This window comes from Methylobacterium sp. C1, from assembly GCF_001854385.1.
GTDB classification, from domain to species: Bacteria; Pseudomonadota; Alphaproteobacteria; order Rhizobiales; family Beijerinckiaceae; genus Methylobacterium; species Methylobacterium radiotolerans.
On the sequence record NZ_CP017640.1, the window covers coordinates 5,517,234 to 5,530,747 of the forward strand.

The following is a 13,514-nucleotide window of genomic DNA, read 5'->3' on the forward strand; positions in this document are numbered from 1 at the left end:
CCGGTCATGGCTGAGGGACGCCCGTCGCTCGCGGGGCAGGCAACGCTGGGTCAGCTCCCGCGCAGCCTCGGCAGGTCGCGGCTTGGGTGTCGGGGATGACCGACCTGCCGAGCGCATCGCTCGTCGATGAGCACCGTAGCCGCCCCCCGTTCGGTCGGTCACGGAGAGGCGGCACACAACTCAGCTGCGGGCGTCGCCGTCCCGCATCTGGCCTGTCGGCTCCTGGACGTGGGCTTCGAGGAACCACAGTTGCTTGTCGACGGCGCGGGACACTTCCGTGAACAGGTCGGCGGTGTCGGGGTCTCCCGCCTCATCGGTCTCGTCGATGTTCTCGCGCACGGCGTTGGCGTACACGGCATAGCTGTCTATCAGCGCGGCGATATGGTCAGCGATGGCATAGATGCCGGTCGGGTAGGCGGGGAGCTTGGTCGATCCCGCCACGACCTGCGCCGTTCCCAGGGCCGTACCGCCGAGCTGAACCGCCCGCTCCGCTACCTTGTCGTTGAGGTCGCTGATCTCGGCACGGAAGCCGTCCAGCATCAGGTGGATGCCGATGAACTGCGGTCCCTTCAGGTTCCAATGGGCCTGCTTGATCGCGAGGGCGAGGTCGATGCCGTCGGCCAGCCGTGCGTTCAGCGCCTCGATGGAAACCCTTTTGGCGTTGGAATTGGTGTTGTTGCGGGTCTGGTGAGTACGCGGGGTGCTGCTCGTCGCCATGCCTGTGCTCCACTGTGTCGAGGCGGCAATAGTGGAGCGTAAAGGAGGTTCCCCCAGTCGGACACCGCCCTGCAGGTTTGCAGGCCTGCATCGTCCAGGGTGCATCGGTTCGACGCGGGGTCGTTGCACCAGTTGAAGTGGTCGTTCGGTCCAGGCGCACGCAAACGTCAAGCTTGTGCTCCCCCCGGGGAGGATCAAGGGAACGGAACTCCCGTCAAAAGGCGGACTTCTCAACTACCGGTCCTGCCGGGCCCCCGGGTGGACCTCCCAAGGATTAACGGAACCGTAGAGATGGATCTCGGCATCAGCGGACGGGTCGCAGTCGTGACGGGGGCCAAGTCGGGCATGGGCCGCTCGACCGCCGAACACCTTCTGCGCGAGGGCGTCCACGTCGTCCTGACTGACAAGGAAGGTCCCGAGCTGCAGGCGACGACCAACGAACTGGCGGCGCTGGGCCAGGTTCGCGCCGTTGAGGCGGACCTGAGCACGGCCAAGGGGATCGACGTGCTCGCCGCCTTCGCCAACATGGCCTTCGACGACAAGCCCACCATCCTCGTCTGCGCCGCAGGCATCACCGGGGCGTCGGGGGACTTCCTCGAATTGACCGACGACGACTGGCTTGAGGCAATTCAAACTGATCTCATGGCCGGAGTGCGCGCGACCAGGGCGTTCATCCCACACATGCGCAAGGCCGGCTGGGGCCGGGTCGTGCTGTTCTCCTCCGAGGACGCCGTGCAGCCCTACGTCGAGGAACTGCCGTATGCCGCGGCCAAAGCGGGCGTCCTGAACCTCGCTAAGGGACTGTCCAAGGCCTACGGGCCTGACGGCGTACTCGTGAACGCGGTCGGGCCGGCCTTCATCGCCACGCCGATGACCGACGCCCAGATGGAAAAGAAGGCGAGGGAGAAGGGCATCTCCTTCGACGAGGCGGTCCAGGTGACGCTGGACGAGGAGCGCCCCGGCATCGTCGCCAAGCGCCGCGGACGCGCGGAGGAAGTCGCCGCCGCAGTCACGTTCCTCTGTTCGGAACACGCCAGCTTCATCACCGGTGAGTTCCTACGGGTCGACGGTGGCTCGGTCATGACCATGGGAGCTTGAGGCGCTGATAAGCCTGTCTCGTACCGGACGAAGTCGCTGCAGCTCCGAGACGACCTGAGCCGTCAGCCCGGTTAGGACTGCCTTTCGGCGATCCTGCGGCCGGCTACGGGAAGCGGCTGGTAGAGTCAGGTCCCACGCGTCGTGCGGTGGGCTGGGGCTGGTCTCAGAGCAAGCACCTGCTTCACATGCCCTTGTCCGTATGGAAGGCAAGCTGCGGCACCGGCGAGGTGTTGTGCAGCCGGCGGCAGCACGGACGACCTCTCCGGTGCGAACGGTCTGGCCGTTTGCCGTTCCGGTCTCGACTTCTCGGTTTAGGATTGGGCCAGCGACCTTCCGGATACTTCCGCGTTGTCCCTCGCTGTCGAGCGTAGGGCAAGGCGATGGGAAACGACATTGAATCCGGCGAAGTCCCGCCGGTGACCGAGGACATCGGCCTGCCGACGCCTCCCAGCCCCGGTCGGTTGCCCCCGCCGCACCTGCCTCCGCCCGATCCGAACCAGGGCGGGAGGGGTCAAGAAGGCGACGAACCTGCACCAACTGCTGGTGGCAAGGCGTGACAGGCCGTCCGATTGCCCGGCCCACCATCACGGGCGATAGCCGCCGCATGTGGCCACTCCTATCGATCTTCCGCTCGCCCGCTCCCGGCGGCGACTTCCGCCGCCGAGGAACGAGCCCTTGCCGGAATGCCCGCCGCGCCGCGATAGCGGGGTCCGACCCGGCGTGATCGACCCGTTCCAGTTCCTCCCCTCCGGCGGTGTCACCGGCGCCGAGATCCGTAAGCGCGAATGGTCGAGCACTTCGCTCGGACTGCCCGGGACCTGGTCGCCGGCGCTCAAGGGCACGCTGGCGCAGATGCTCGCGTGCCCCACGGCGATGTTTCTCGCTTGGGGGCCCGATCTCCTGTGCTTCTTCAACGACGCGTACCGGCCGATCCTTGGCTACCGCGGGGACACGGCGCTGGGACGTCCTTTCCGGGAGGTCTGGGCCAGCATCTGGGACGAGATCGGCCCGCTCGTCGCCACGACGCTGGCCGGCGAGGGCACAACCGTCACCGACATGCCGCTCGACCTCTCGCGCGACGGCAGGCCGGAGCGGGGTTGGTGGTCCTTCACCTACTCGCCCGCCTTCGACGAGGACGGTCGGATCGCGGGCCTGTTCTGCGTCACCGCGGAGACGACCGCCCGCGTCGTCGGCGAGGCGGCGCTCCGGGAGAGCGAGGACCACTACCGGCACACGGTCGAGCTGAACCCGCAGGTGCCCTGGACCTGCGACCCGGAAGGGAACGTCACCTCGTTCTCGAATCGGTGGCTGACCCTGACCGGCCAGGGGCCGCGCGAGCCCTACGGGTCCGGCTGGATCAAGGCGGTCCATCCCGAAGACATCCCGTCGACGGTCACGGTCTTCACGGCCTGCCTCGCCTCGGGCGACACGGTCGACGTCGATTACCGCCTGCGCATGGGCTCGACAGGCGAGTACCGCTGGATGCGCGCCCGCGCCCAGCCGCGCCGGGACGGGACCGGTGCCATCGTCTCCTGGTACGGCGTCGTCGAGGACATCCACGACCGCAAGCTCGCCGAGCGCGACCTGCGCGAGCTCAACGCGCACCTGGAGCGTCGCATCGAGGAGGCGCTCGCCCAGCGCAAGCTCTGGGCGGACGTGTTCGAGATCACCGACGCCCTCGTCTGCGCCCTCGACCCGGAGTTCCGGCTGCTCGCCCTCAACCGGGCCTACGCCGACGAGTTCGAGGCCATCTACGGCATCCGGCCCCAGGTCGGCGACGACCTGATCGGCCTGCTCTCGCACGCCCCCGACCAGCAGGCCCAGGCGCGGGCCGTCTGGTCCCGGGCGCTGACGGACGATGCCTTCACGCTGGTCGAGGAGTTCGGCGACCCCGACCGCAAGCGGCCCTACTACGAACTCGCCTTCACCCCGCTGCGCGACGCGGACGGCCGACGCATCGGCGCCTTCCAGTACGCGACCGACGTGACCCAGCGGCTGCGCGACCTGGAGCAGCTCGCCAAGGCAGAGGAAGCCCTGCGCCAAGCCCAGAAGATGGAGGCCGTCGGGCAGTTGACCGGCGGCGTCGCCCACGACTTCAACAACCTGCTGACGATCATCCGCTCGTCTATGGACCTGCTGCGCAAGCCCGACCTGCCGGAGGAGCGGCGGCGGCGCTACATGGACGCGGTGTCCGACACCGTCGACCGGGCCGCCAAGCTCACGGGCCAGCTCCTCGCCTTCGCCCGCCGTCAGTCGTTGATGCCCGAGACGTTCGACGTCGGCGCGCGCATCGCCTCGACCGCCGACATGCTGTCATCGGTCACCGGGGCCCGCATCCGGGTCGTCGTCGAGGTCCCGACGGCGACCTGCCACGTCTTCGCCGACCCGACCCAGTTCGACACGGCGCTGATTAACATGGCGGTCAACGCCCGGGACGCGATGGACGGCGAGGGCACGCTGACGCTGCGGCTCGAATGCCGGCGGAGCCTGCCCGAGATCCGCGGGCACGCCGGCACGCGCGGGCCGTTCGTCGCGGTCTCCGTCATCGACCAGGGTACGGGCATCCCCCCGGCGACGCTCCCCCACATCTTCGAGCCGTTCTTCACCACCAAGGGCATCGGCAAGGGGACCGGCCTCGGACTCAGCCAGGTCATCGGCTTCGCCAAGCAGTCCGGCGGCGACGTCGACGTCGCCAGCGTCCCTGGCCGCGAAACGGCCTTCACCCTGTACCTGCCCCAAGCCGACGCCCCCGCCGCCGAGGCACCGGACACGCAAACGGCGGCGTCCGATGGCCGGGCGCTGCGCATCCTCGTCGTCGAGGACAACCTCGATGTCGGGCGGACCTGCACGCAGATCCTGGAGGAGCTCGGGCATTCCACGGTCTGGGCAAGGAACGGCGAGGAGGCCCTCTCCGAGATCGAGCGCGACCCGGACCGGTTCGACGCGGTGTTCTCCGACGTGGTGATGCCGGGGATGGGCGGCATCGCGATGGCCCACCGCATCCGGGCGATGCTGCCGGACCTGCCCATCATCCTCACGTCCGGCTACAGCGACGTGATGGCCCGGGAGGGCACGCACGGCTTCGACCTCGTGCGCAAGCCCTACTCGGCCGCGCAAGTCGCCGAGGCCTTCCGGGCGGTACCGGGACGGTCGGAGACCGGCCCGCGATAGGCCCGGGTGAAGCGACGCCCCGGGAGGGCGCAGCTTTCGCGCTCAGGCGGCGAAGCCACGGATGGCGGAGATGACCTTGTTCTCCCGAAAGGGCTTGTCGCAGAACACGCCCCGCGCCGGGATGGCGTCGAGGTCCGGTGCCAGGGCGCCCGTCAGGACCAGCTCGATGGGCGGCCACCGGTCGCGGATCATCGCCACCAGCTTCAGCCCCGTGGTCGAGCCGCGAACGTCGAGGTCCGCGAACACGACCCGGATGTCCGTCCGCCCCTCCAGGGTGCGGACCGCCGCCTCGGCGGTGCGGACAACGACGGCCTCGCATCCCGCCTCCTCGACGAAGTCCCTCATGATCCCCGCCAGGATCGGCTCGTCCTGGAGCACCAGCACGACCGGCTTCGGGTTCGCTCCGTCCGGCTGTCTCGCTGTCATAGACGCTGCACCTCGACCAGCGGCGCACGCATCGCCGCCACGAGCCCCTCGGTATGATAGGTCACGTCGACCTCGCCCGTTCCCACCAGGCCGGTCCGGATCAGGCGCGATCCGAAGCCGCGCCGCGTCGGGGCCACCACGGGAGGGCCGCCGTGCTCGCGCCACCGCAGCACCAACCCCGGCTCTCCCGCATCGCCGTCGATCCACCACCGCACCTTGACCTCGCCCTCCTCGCCGGACAAGCTGCCGTACTTGGCCGCGTTGGTCGCCAGTTCATGGAGGAGCAGCGACGCCGACAGCGCGGCACTGGGGCCGAGCGCCACGTCGGGGCCATCGAGCGTGAAGCGGCGCGCCTCGGCCGCGGTGCCCAGAACCTCCCGGCAGACGCTTCGCAGGTCGGCGGCCGTCCAGTCCTTGCGCAGCAACAGGTCGTGGGCCGAGGCCAGCGCCTGGATGCGCTTCTCGAAAGCCTCGACCGGTCCGCGCTCCGACACGGAGCGCAGCGTCTGGTGCGCGATGCTCACGACCATCGCCATCGTGTTCTTGAGGCGGTGGGAGAGTTCGTGGTTCAGCAGGTCCTGCCGCTCTTCCGCGCGCCGCCGCTCGACGGCCTGGCGGGTCAGCTCTGCGATCTGGCGGATGAACGCGACCTCCGGTTCCCCCCAGGAGCGCGGACGGTCGTCGTTCACGTACAGCACCGCCACCGTCCGGCCCTTCTCGACGATGGGCACGTTGACCAGCGTTCGCGCGGAGACCGCCTCCAAGGTCGCGGCGGAAGCGGCGGTTCGCGGGTCCTCGCGCACGTCGCCGATGACGACCGTCCGCCCCTGCCGGAGGTCCTCGGCGTAGAGGCCGTAATCGTCCATGCGGTAGCGGCCGGCGAGCGTCGGGAAGTCGGGAGCGGTCCAGTCCTCCTCGACCACGAAGCCCTCGCCGTCGGGGCCGACGGTGCCGTAGCCCACCCGACCGACTCCGAGCACACGCCCGAGGATGGCGGAGGCCGCCATCGCGATCGCGTCGGTGCCGATGGCGCTCCGCAGCCGCTCCCCGAACTCCAGGAGGCCGCTGCGCCGGGCATCGGCCTGCACTCGCTCCGTCACCTCCATGAAGATCACGCCGAAGCGCCCGCTCCCGAGCGGGAAGGCCCGGCCCTCGTACCACCGCGCCAGGGTGCCGACCTGCCGGACGAACGTTACGGGCTCCCCGGTCTCGACCACGTCGGCGAACTCGTCGACCCAGGCGTCCTCCACGCCGGGGATCACCTCGCGGACCGTGCGGCCGACGACGTCGGCCGGGGCGATGCCGACGAGACGGCCCCAGGCGGAGTTGACGTCGACATAGCGCCAATCCGTGATGCGCCCGGTCGTGTCGCGCACGACCTCACCGACGACGAAGCCTTCGCTCAGGCGCTCGAACAGGCCGCGCCAATGGGCCTCGCTCGTCGCGAGGCGCTCCTCGAACGACCGCCGCTCGGTGATGTCGCGCGACACGGACAGGATCCGCTCCGGCCGCCCGTCGGGGCCGAAGATCGGCGTCACCTGGACGTCCCACCACTTGGCGTTACCGAGGAAGGTGTCCGCGCGCCCCTGGAAGTGACCGATCCGCCCGTCCCGGGCCGCTGCCAGCGCCGCGAGCGCATCGGCGTTCCCCCGGCCCTGCCAGAAGCTCGGCCATGGGCAGCCCTTGATGTGATTGAAGTCGCTGACCTCCATCACCTTCCGGCCGCCCTCGCTCATGAAGGTCAGGCCGCCGTCGAGGTCGAGCACCTTGATGCAGTCGGCGGACGACGCCAGGACGCTGCGCATGAACTCGGCGTCGGCCTGTTCCTTCGTGGCGGCGTTGCGCTCCTGCGTGCGGTCGCTGAACGCCTTGACGAAACCCTGGTGCGTCCCGTCGAGCCCCCGCAGCGAGGTCATGTCGCCGACCGCGTAGAACCGGCCGCCGTCCTTGCGCAGATGCCAGCGCATGTCCTCGGCATGCCCCTCGTCGAGGACGAGAGCCATCTCTTCCCGGGCTCGACCCGTCGCCCTATCCTCGGGCGTGAAGATCCGCTCGATGGTCTGCCCGCGCATCTCTTCGGCATTCCAGCCCAGGATGCGTTCCGCCCCGACGTTCCAGTCGGTCACCTTGCCCGCGGCATCCGTGACGACGATGGCCATCTCGCTCGCACTGTCGAAGATCGCGCGCTGGCGCGCCTCGCTCTCGGCGAGACGGCGCCGGTTGCGGTGCGCCTCGGTGACGTCGATCTGGCTGCCGAAGCGGTAGCGCAGGCGGCCCTCGCCGTCGAAGACGGGTCCGATGAACAGGGCGTTGACGAAGGGCGTGCCGTCCCGGCGATGGTTGGTGATCTCGATGGTGAGGTCGCGGTTGTCGCGCAACGCCGCGCGGATCTCGTCGACGTGGTTGGGCTCGGTGGCCGGACCCTGGAGGAACCGGCAGTTGCGACCGACGACCTCGTCGATCCCGTAATCCGTGAGGTCGAGGAAGGCGCGGTTGGTGAAGACGATGGGGTCGTCGTCCTGGTTGGGATCCGTGAGGATCATCGGCAGGCCGGTCTTGTCGACGGCGGAGAACAGCACGTCGGCATCAGATACAGGAGAGTGGTCACGCCGGCTGAACGCTTCTGCGCCGTGAGCGGTCCGCTCGCCTCGCTCCGCCCGAAGGCGCAGGACCTCTGCCTCAAGTTCCTCGCGCGAGAGGCCATGCAGATCGTTGTTCATTTAAAACTACGCCCGCCCCCCGGCGAATAATGTCGTCCTTTGAGCGCGCTGATAGCGAAGGGCCATCGCAACGTCACTGCGGCGTTCGGTTCAGCGCTTTACGATGGCTCTCTGATCCACGTCGGAGTTGCCATGTGGCCCGCGGATGGCTGCTTTTGGGATGCTCCGGTGGACACCCGCACCACCGTGTTGGGTCGATAGAGGTTGGTCCGCTTGTCCGGCGTGGCCTCTCCGAAGCAGACCGACGGCTTTTGGCGAGACTACGCCATAGCGGATCGCCGGGCGCGCGAAACCTGTCGTTCGGCTTTGCGGCGAGTGCCGGAAGTCAGATGAAGCCGGCAGCCTCCCGGAAGCAGATGGAGTGGATGGCTCCCGCTCCGACTGACGGCATGTCGGTGCCAAGATGTGGTTGCTACCGAATCCGCAGCCACGCAGGTGCAGGAGCCATCCCCATGGAGATCACCACTGTCGGCATCCATCTGGCCAAGAGCATCTTTCAGGTTCATGCCGTCGATGCAGCTGACAGCGTCGCGGCCGCGTGCGCAGGCGCCATCATGCTGACCGGCGATAATGCCCGCACGGCCCAGGCCGTCGCCAGCGCGCTCGGCATCGGGGCCCGGGCCGAGCTCCTGCCGGAGGACGAGCTGCGCATCGTGCGCGAGCTCCAGGGCGCGGGCGCCGTCGTGGCGAAGGTCGGCGATGACATCAACGACGCCCCGGCGCTGGCGGCCGCCGATGTCGGGATCGCATGGGTGGCGGCACGGACGTCGCGTAGGAGACCACCGATGCCGCGATCCTGCACGGACGGGCCGCGGACGTGGCCCGCATGGTCGCGCTCGCCCGTTAGACGCTCGGCAACATCCGGGCGGATATCGCCATCGGCCTGAAGCTGGTTTTCCTGGTGACGACCATCGTCGGCATAACCGGCCTGTTGCCGGCGATCCTGGCCGACACCGGGGCGACCGTTCCGGTGACGGGCAACGCTCTGCAGCTTCTGCGCGCACGAATCTGACCGGCGGCCCACCCGGAGCTGCCATCCATGGCCCCCATGCGACCAGGGCGCCTCGCTGACCAGGCGCCGGCATCATCGGCGGGGACTGTCCATGGTCGCGCCAGCCGCGGCGCTGTGGGCCGGCAGCCCGGCGGCCTACGAACCGCGCGGAGCGAACAGGTTGAGGGTACCGCCGGGCAGGCACACCAAGCCGCGGGTTACGTCACACCGGTCTCGGCGATGGCCCTCGAAGACGCGGAGCCGGAAGATGGCCGCAACGATGCAGAAGCCGCCGTAGGCCGCGTCGGCGCGGCCGGCGGCCTCGCCTTCCACAGGCGTGAGCAAGTAGGCCAGCAGCGCCAGCGAGATCAGCCGGGCGCGAGCCACCATGGCGCTTTGTCGAGCCGAAGCCTACGCCCCGCTCGATATCACGAACCCTCGGAAGGGCTTGAAGTCAAAAATCTTGCGTGAGGAAACTCTTGGCATAGTGGCGCGGAACTCTGCGCGCGAAAGCATATTCCGGGGCCGGGGGCGTTGGCAGGATCCACGGAATCGACGCGTCCCAGTGCATGATGCATTCGGAAGGTTCATGCCGGGCTTGAATCCCACGGGTCCGCGGCATGGCTCAAACCGTCTGCGGGACCGCCGCCGCCGGACGGGATGACCCGCCTGCGGGTCTCCTCCTTCGCCGCGGCGACCCGCAGGCCGACCTCGGCGAGGTTTTCCAGGCGCAACTGGACCCGCTCCGGCGGCAGGTCGATCAGGTCCAGGTTGTGGCGCTTGATGAAGTAGAAGGCCATCGACAGACGCACCTCCACCTCCCTGGCGCCGTCGACCATCCCGTAGTCGCGCTCGATCGCCCGGCGCTGGTCGTCCGTCAGCCCGGGATGCGGCAGCACCCTCAAGGTGATCGTCGTGTGCCACTCGACGTCGTCGGCGGGCTCGTAGCTGGCGGCCTCCGCCCCCCCGAACTCGTCGATCCGGCTCAGGACGAAGTCCCGGAAATCCTTGTGGTCGCAAGCCCAGGCGCGCACGTGCCACCGCGCACCGTCGAAGGCGAGCGCGTGCGGCGCGATGACCCGCCAACGCGAGTTCGTCAGCGACTGGTAGCGGATCCGCAGGGCGCTGCGCGACCGCATCGCGCCGAGGATCAGCCGGAGGCACTCCGGATCCACGTGCCTCGCGACGTCCGGCGCCATGTCGATCGCCGGCAAGGTCTTGAACCACACGACGTCCCGGGGGAGGGCCCCGGACATCAGCGCCCGGAGCTGCAGCAGGAGCCTGTCCGCCGACGGCACGAGGAACCGGGGCCGGATCGCGGCGCCGGGCACGAACGACTTCGCCGTGGAGTCGTACTCGACGTTGCCCTCCGCCAGGCCGCGGTAATTCTTGAGGTCGACCGAGGCCTGCGGCGTCGAGATGTCGAAGGCCGCCTCCAGGTCGCTGCGGTTGAGCTGCCCTTCCCAGAACAGCTTCCATTCCATGAACTCGTATCGGACGTTCCTCGCCCAGACGCGCCGCTCCGGCTCGGCCATGTCTACCCCTCCGCTCACTTGACGGGTATAGCAACAATACCCATCTATGGACTAGACGGGTCGCCGATTCTCGCGCGGCGACCGACGGAAGGATGCCGGCGACCGGCGCGAGGCGGCGTCATCCGGACATAGGTGACACAGGCGGCGAGGCGAAAGGAGCGGCGATGCAGGACGGAAACAAGCAGGATCGGATCCAGCACGATGCGGCGGACATCGTCGAGGCGGCGACCGACATCGAGCGGCAGCGCGCGATCGAGTTGGACGCCCGTTCGGAGACGGCGCGGATCGACGCCGAGATGGCCGAGCTCGCGCGCCGTCGCGTCATCCAGGAGGACGCCGCCACGAAGGCGCACGCGGCGATCGCCGCCGACGAGCGGCGGATCGCCGAGGACGACCGCGACATTCGCGATGCCCTGAACGGCGGCGATTGCCCGCCCGCCCATGGCGGTCAGCCCGTGCCGCCGGCCGCTCCCCCCGCGCCCGGCCCCGGGAACCCGCCGGTGGTCCCCCCGCGTCGCGTCGGATGAGCGTGCCGGCTCCCATGGCCCGGTCGGGCGGCCCCGTCGGCGGCGACACGCCGTGCGGGGCGGCCTGGCCGGACCGTTTCACCTGGGAGCTCGCCCGGCTGCGCGAGCGGGGGCGCGTGACCGGCGCCGGCCGCGAGACCGCGCCGCCCGGATTCCTGGTCGTCCGATACGAGTGGGACCATCGGGGCCGCACGCTTCCGCTGGCGATCATCTACCCGCCCGGCTTTCCCCTGACGCGACCCGAGATCCGGATGCTGCGGGTCGAGGATCGCCCGCGCAACCACTGCAACCCGGTGAACGGCAACCTCTGTTTCCTGGCGCACGACCGGCATGCCTGGCAGCCGGAGACGTCGGTCGCATCCTACATCGAGGATCGGCTGCCGATGATCCTGGACGGCACCCCCGACGGCGAGCCGGTGGCCGAGCCCATGGAGGATTGGTGGGCGGCGCTCGCCGTGCCGGGCTCGGCCTTCGTGATCGAGTCGGGATGGGAATTGGGCACCCATACCTGCGGCACGTTGGCCTTGCGGGTCGGGGTGGTGCCCGGCCGCCCCCCCGCGCTGCGAGCGTTCGTGGAAGGGGTCCTGGACGGCGGCGGCGGCGAGATCGCCCGGAACGCCGGTCCGCTTCCCCTGGAGTTCTCCGCAGCGCGTTCGATCCGTGTCCCGTGGCGACTGCTCGACGAGGAACCCCAGCCGGACGAATACGAACGCGTGTTCGGCGCCGTGTCGCCCGGCACCGGCACGACAGGGCTGATCCCGCTCGCCGACAGTCTGCGCGCCCGCATCGCGGCCGTGGCGTGCAGGACCGAGATCACGCACGGCGAGCGCGGCCTGTCCTGGATCCTCCTGGTCCGCACGGGCAGCCGGCGGGCGTTCGAGCACGGCCGCGCGGACCAGATCCATTCCGGCACGGCCCGGACGTTGCGGGCGGGGTTGGACGACCGCCGCTCACGCTCCCCGTCCGCAGGCGTCATCGCGGGGAAGCGGATCGCGATCGTCGGCCTCGGCGCCGTCGGCGCCCCGGTCGCCCTCGACCTAGCGCGCAACGGGGCGCGTTCGATCGCGATGGCCGACTTGGACATCGTCACGCCGGGCAATGCCGTGCGCTGGCCGCTCGGCGAGTCGGCATGGGGACGCTTCAAGGTCGACGCCCTCGCCGACTTCATCGCGGCCAACCATGCGGCCACGCGGACGGCGGTCGCCCGAATGCCGATCGGCAACCTCGACTTCCGGACGGCCGAGGGGGAGGGGGGCGAGTTCGTCGCCGCCCTCAACCAGGCCGATCTCGTCGTCGACTGCAGCACCTCGTTCGAGGTCGAGCGGCTCCTCGCCCGACATGCCGGGAGCATGGGTGCGCCGCTGATTTCCGCCTACGGCACGGCGGCGTTCACCGGCGGCGTCGTGGCATGTTTCGCGCCCGGGGGTGGCTGCCCGAACTGCCTGCTCCACCAATACGGGTCCGGCGCCATCGCGCGGCCGTCCGGCGAGCGGGGGGACGCGCACGCGGTTCGGTTGCCCGGTTGCGCCGACGCGACCTTCTCCGGAGCCTCGCACGACCTGGGCGAGCTGTCGATGCACGCGGTGCGCGTCGCGGTCCGAACCCTCCGCGCGGCGCCGGCGACGTCGTTCGTCGAGACATTGAACTTCGTCGGCGAGGACCGGAGGCCCGCCTGGCGCTTCGATCCATTCGAACGCCATCCGGCCTGCGCCTGCGGTTGACCCGTCTCGCCATCCCCCAACGCCTTCTCGAACTTTGCGTCGCGGCGGCCGACGCGGCCCTGCCGCACGAGGAGGGCGGGATCCTGCTCGGATCGCGGGACGGCCGCGGCGACCGGTTCGTACGCCACGTCATCGGGTCCGGGCCCGGCGCGCGCCGGGCCCGGACCTGGCTCGAAGTCGACCACGACTGGCAGAATCGCCGGATCCGCGATCTCGCGGACCGTGGCGGCGACGTGGCGTTCCTGGCGGACTGGCATTCCCATCCGGACGCCACGGACGCCGCGTTGAGCCGGTTGGACGTCGCGACCCTGGCGAAGCTGGCTGGCTTCACCCCCTTGGGTTGTCCCGACCCGGCCATGATGATCCTGTTCCGCGGGGCGGACGGTTGGCGCGCCGGAGCCTGGAGGCTGGCACCCGGCGCCCGGCGGCCAAGGGGCGTCGCCCCCGTCGGGGTCGAGGTCGTCGACGAGGTGACGCCGTAGCGGGCCATGGCGATCCGGGTCCTCCGCGCCGGCCGGGGTCGCGGTGAGGGACGCCGTGTCCGCCTTGGCCGCCCGGATCTTCGGCCGGCCGCGCAGGCCGGGCCGGCTCCGCTGCCGGCTCCCGAC

The 13,514-nt window shown here is 69.9% G+C and carries 10 protein-coding genes and 1 pseudogene; 6 read left to right on the top strand and 5 right to left on the bottom strand.

Going from position 1 to position 13,514, the window contains the following annotated elements; translation table 11 throughout:
- Positions 1–180 precede the first annotated feature (180 nt).
- Positions 181–717, bottom strand: coding sequence for a DNA starvation/stationary phase protection protein Dps (gene dps, locus BKE41_RS25510; protein WP_043074865.1), 537 nt, complete (start codon positions 715–717; stop codon positions 181–183).
- A 291-nt stretch (positions 718–1,008) separates the two neighbouring features.
- Between dps and BKE41_RS25515 the strand changes: the two genes are divergently transcribed.
- A complete protein-coding gene (locus BKE41_RS25515; RefSeq protein ID WP_071000267.1) occupies positions 1,009–1,815 on the top strand; it encodes an SDR family oxidoreductase in 807 nt (268 codons plus the stop codon).
- 720 nt (positions 1,816–2,535) lie between these two features.
- Positions 2,536–4,986 (top strand): PAS domain-containing protein, encoded by a 2,451-nt coding sequence (locus BKE41_RS25520; RefSeq protein WP_043074866.1) that lies wholly within the window; start codon positions 2,536–2,538, stop codon positions 4,984–4,986.
- Positions 4,987–5,028: 42 nt separating this feature from the next.
- Here the strand turns inward: BKE41_RS25520 and BKE41_RS25525 are convergent, their stop codons facing one another.
- Both BKE41_RS25525 and BKE41_RS25530 read right to left on the bottom strand, forming a co-directional pair.
- Positions 5,029–5,412 carry a response regulator gene (locus BKE41_RS25525; protein ID WP_043074867.1) on the bottom strand — a complete coding sequence of 128 codons (384 nt, stop codon included), beginning with the start codon at positions 5,410–5,412 and terminating at the stop codon, positions 5,029–5,031.
- On the bottom strand, positions 5,409–7,991 hold the full coding sequence (locus tag BKE41_RS25530; RefSeq protein WP_052516963.1) for a PAS domain S-box protein: 2,583 nt from the start codon (positions 7,989–7,991) through the stop codon (positions 5,409–5,411). Before BKE41_RS25530 ends, BKE41_RS25525 begins: the two co-directional genes overlap by 4 nt.
- 668 nt (positions 7,992–8,659) lie before the next feature.
- Here BKE41_RS25530 and BKE41_RS32275 point away from each other — a divergent pair.
- Positions 8,660–9,144 (top strand): annotated as a pseudogene (locus tag BKE41_RS32275) (HAD-IC family P-type ATPase); the annotation flags it as partial.
- A gap of 135 nt (positions 9,145–9,279) precedes the next feature.
- Here the strand turns inward: BKE41_RS32275 and BKE41_RS25540 are convergent.
- Both BKE41_RS25540 and BKE41_RS25545 read right to left on the bottom strand, forming a co-directional pair.
- A complete protein-coding gene (locus BKE41_RS25540; RefSeq protein WP_052516965.1) occupies positions 9,280–9,513 on the bottom strand; it encodes a hypothetical protein in 234 nt (77 codons plus the stop codon).
- Between the two features lie 197 nt (positions 9,514–9,710).
- Positions 9,711–10,658, bottom strand: coding sequence for a WYL domain-containing protein (locus tag BKE41_RS25545; RefSeq protein ID WP_071000268.1), 948 nt, complete (start codon positions 10,656–10,658; stop codon positions 9,711–9,713).
- A gap of 92 nt (positions 10,659–10,750) precedes the next feature.
- Here BKE41_RS25545 and BKE41_RS25550 point away from each other — a divergent pair, with 92 nt between their 5' ends.
- The 3 genes from BKE41_RS25550 to BKE41_RS31315 are packed head-to-tail and all read left to right on the top strand — an operon-like array spanning position 10,751 to position 13,388.
- Positions 10,751–11,185 (top strand): hypothetical protein, encoded by a 435-nt coding sequence (locus BKE41_RS25550; RefSeq protein ID WP_127992122.1) that lies wholly within the window; start codon positions 10,751–10,753, stop codon positions 11,183–11,185.
- Positions 11,186–11,187: 2 nt separating this feature from the next.
- Entirely contained in the window at positions 11,188–12,906 is a 1,719-nt protein-coding gene (locus BKE41_RS25555) for a ThiF family adenylyltransferase (protein ID WP_159392778.1), read from the top strand.
- Positions 12,903–13,388 carry a Mov34/MPN/PAD-1 family protein gene (locus tag BKE41_RS31315; protein ID WP_071000270.1) on the top strand — a complete coding sequence of 162 codons (486 nt, stop codon included), beginning with the start codon at positions 12,903–12,905 and terminating at the stop codon, positions 13,386–13,388. The genes BKE41_RS25555 and BKE41_RS31315 overlap by 4 nt, the downstream gene beginning before the upstream one ends.
- The last annotated feature ends 126 nt before the right edge of the window (positions 13,389–13,514 follow it).

Bases quoted from the DNA above. Each gene is read 5' to 3' on its own strand.
- dps (WP_043074865.1), bottom strand. From the start codon at position 717: ATGGCGACGAGCAGCACCCCGCGTACTCACCAGACCCGCAACAACACC.
- BKE41_RS25515 (WP_071000267.1), top strand. From the start codon at position 1,009: ATGGATCTCGGCATCAGCGGACGGGTCGCAGTCGTGACGGGGGCCAAG.
- BKE41_RS25525 (WP_043074867.1), bottom strand. From the start codon at position 5,412: ATGACAGCGAGACAGCCGGACGGAGCGAACCCGAAGCCGGTCGTGCTG.
- BKE41_RS25540 (WP_052516965.1), bottom strand. From the start codon at position 9,513: ATGGTGGCTCGCGCCCGGCTGATCTCGCTGGCGCTGCTGGCCTACTTG.
- BKE41_RS25545 (WP_071000268.1), bottom strand. From the start codon at position 10,658: ATGGCCGAGCCGGAGCGGCGCGTCTGGGCGAGGAACGTCCGATACGAG.
- BKE41_RS25550 (WP_127992122.1), top strand. From the start codon at position 10,751: ATGCCGGCGACCGGCGCGAGGCGGCGTCATCCGGACATAGGTGACACA.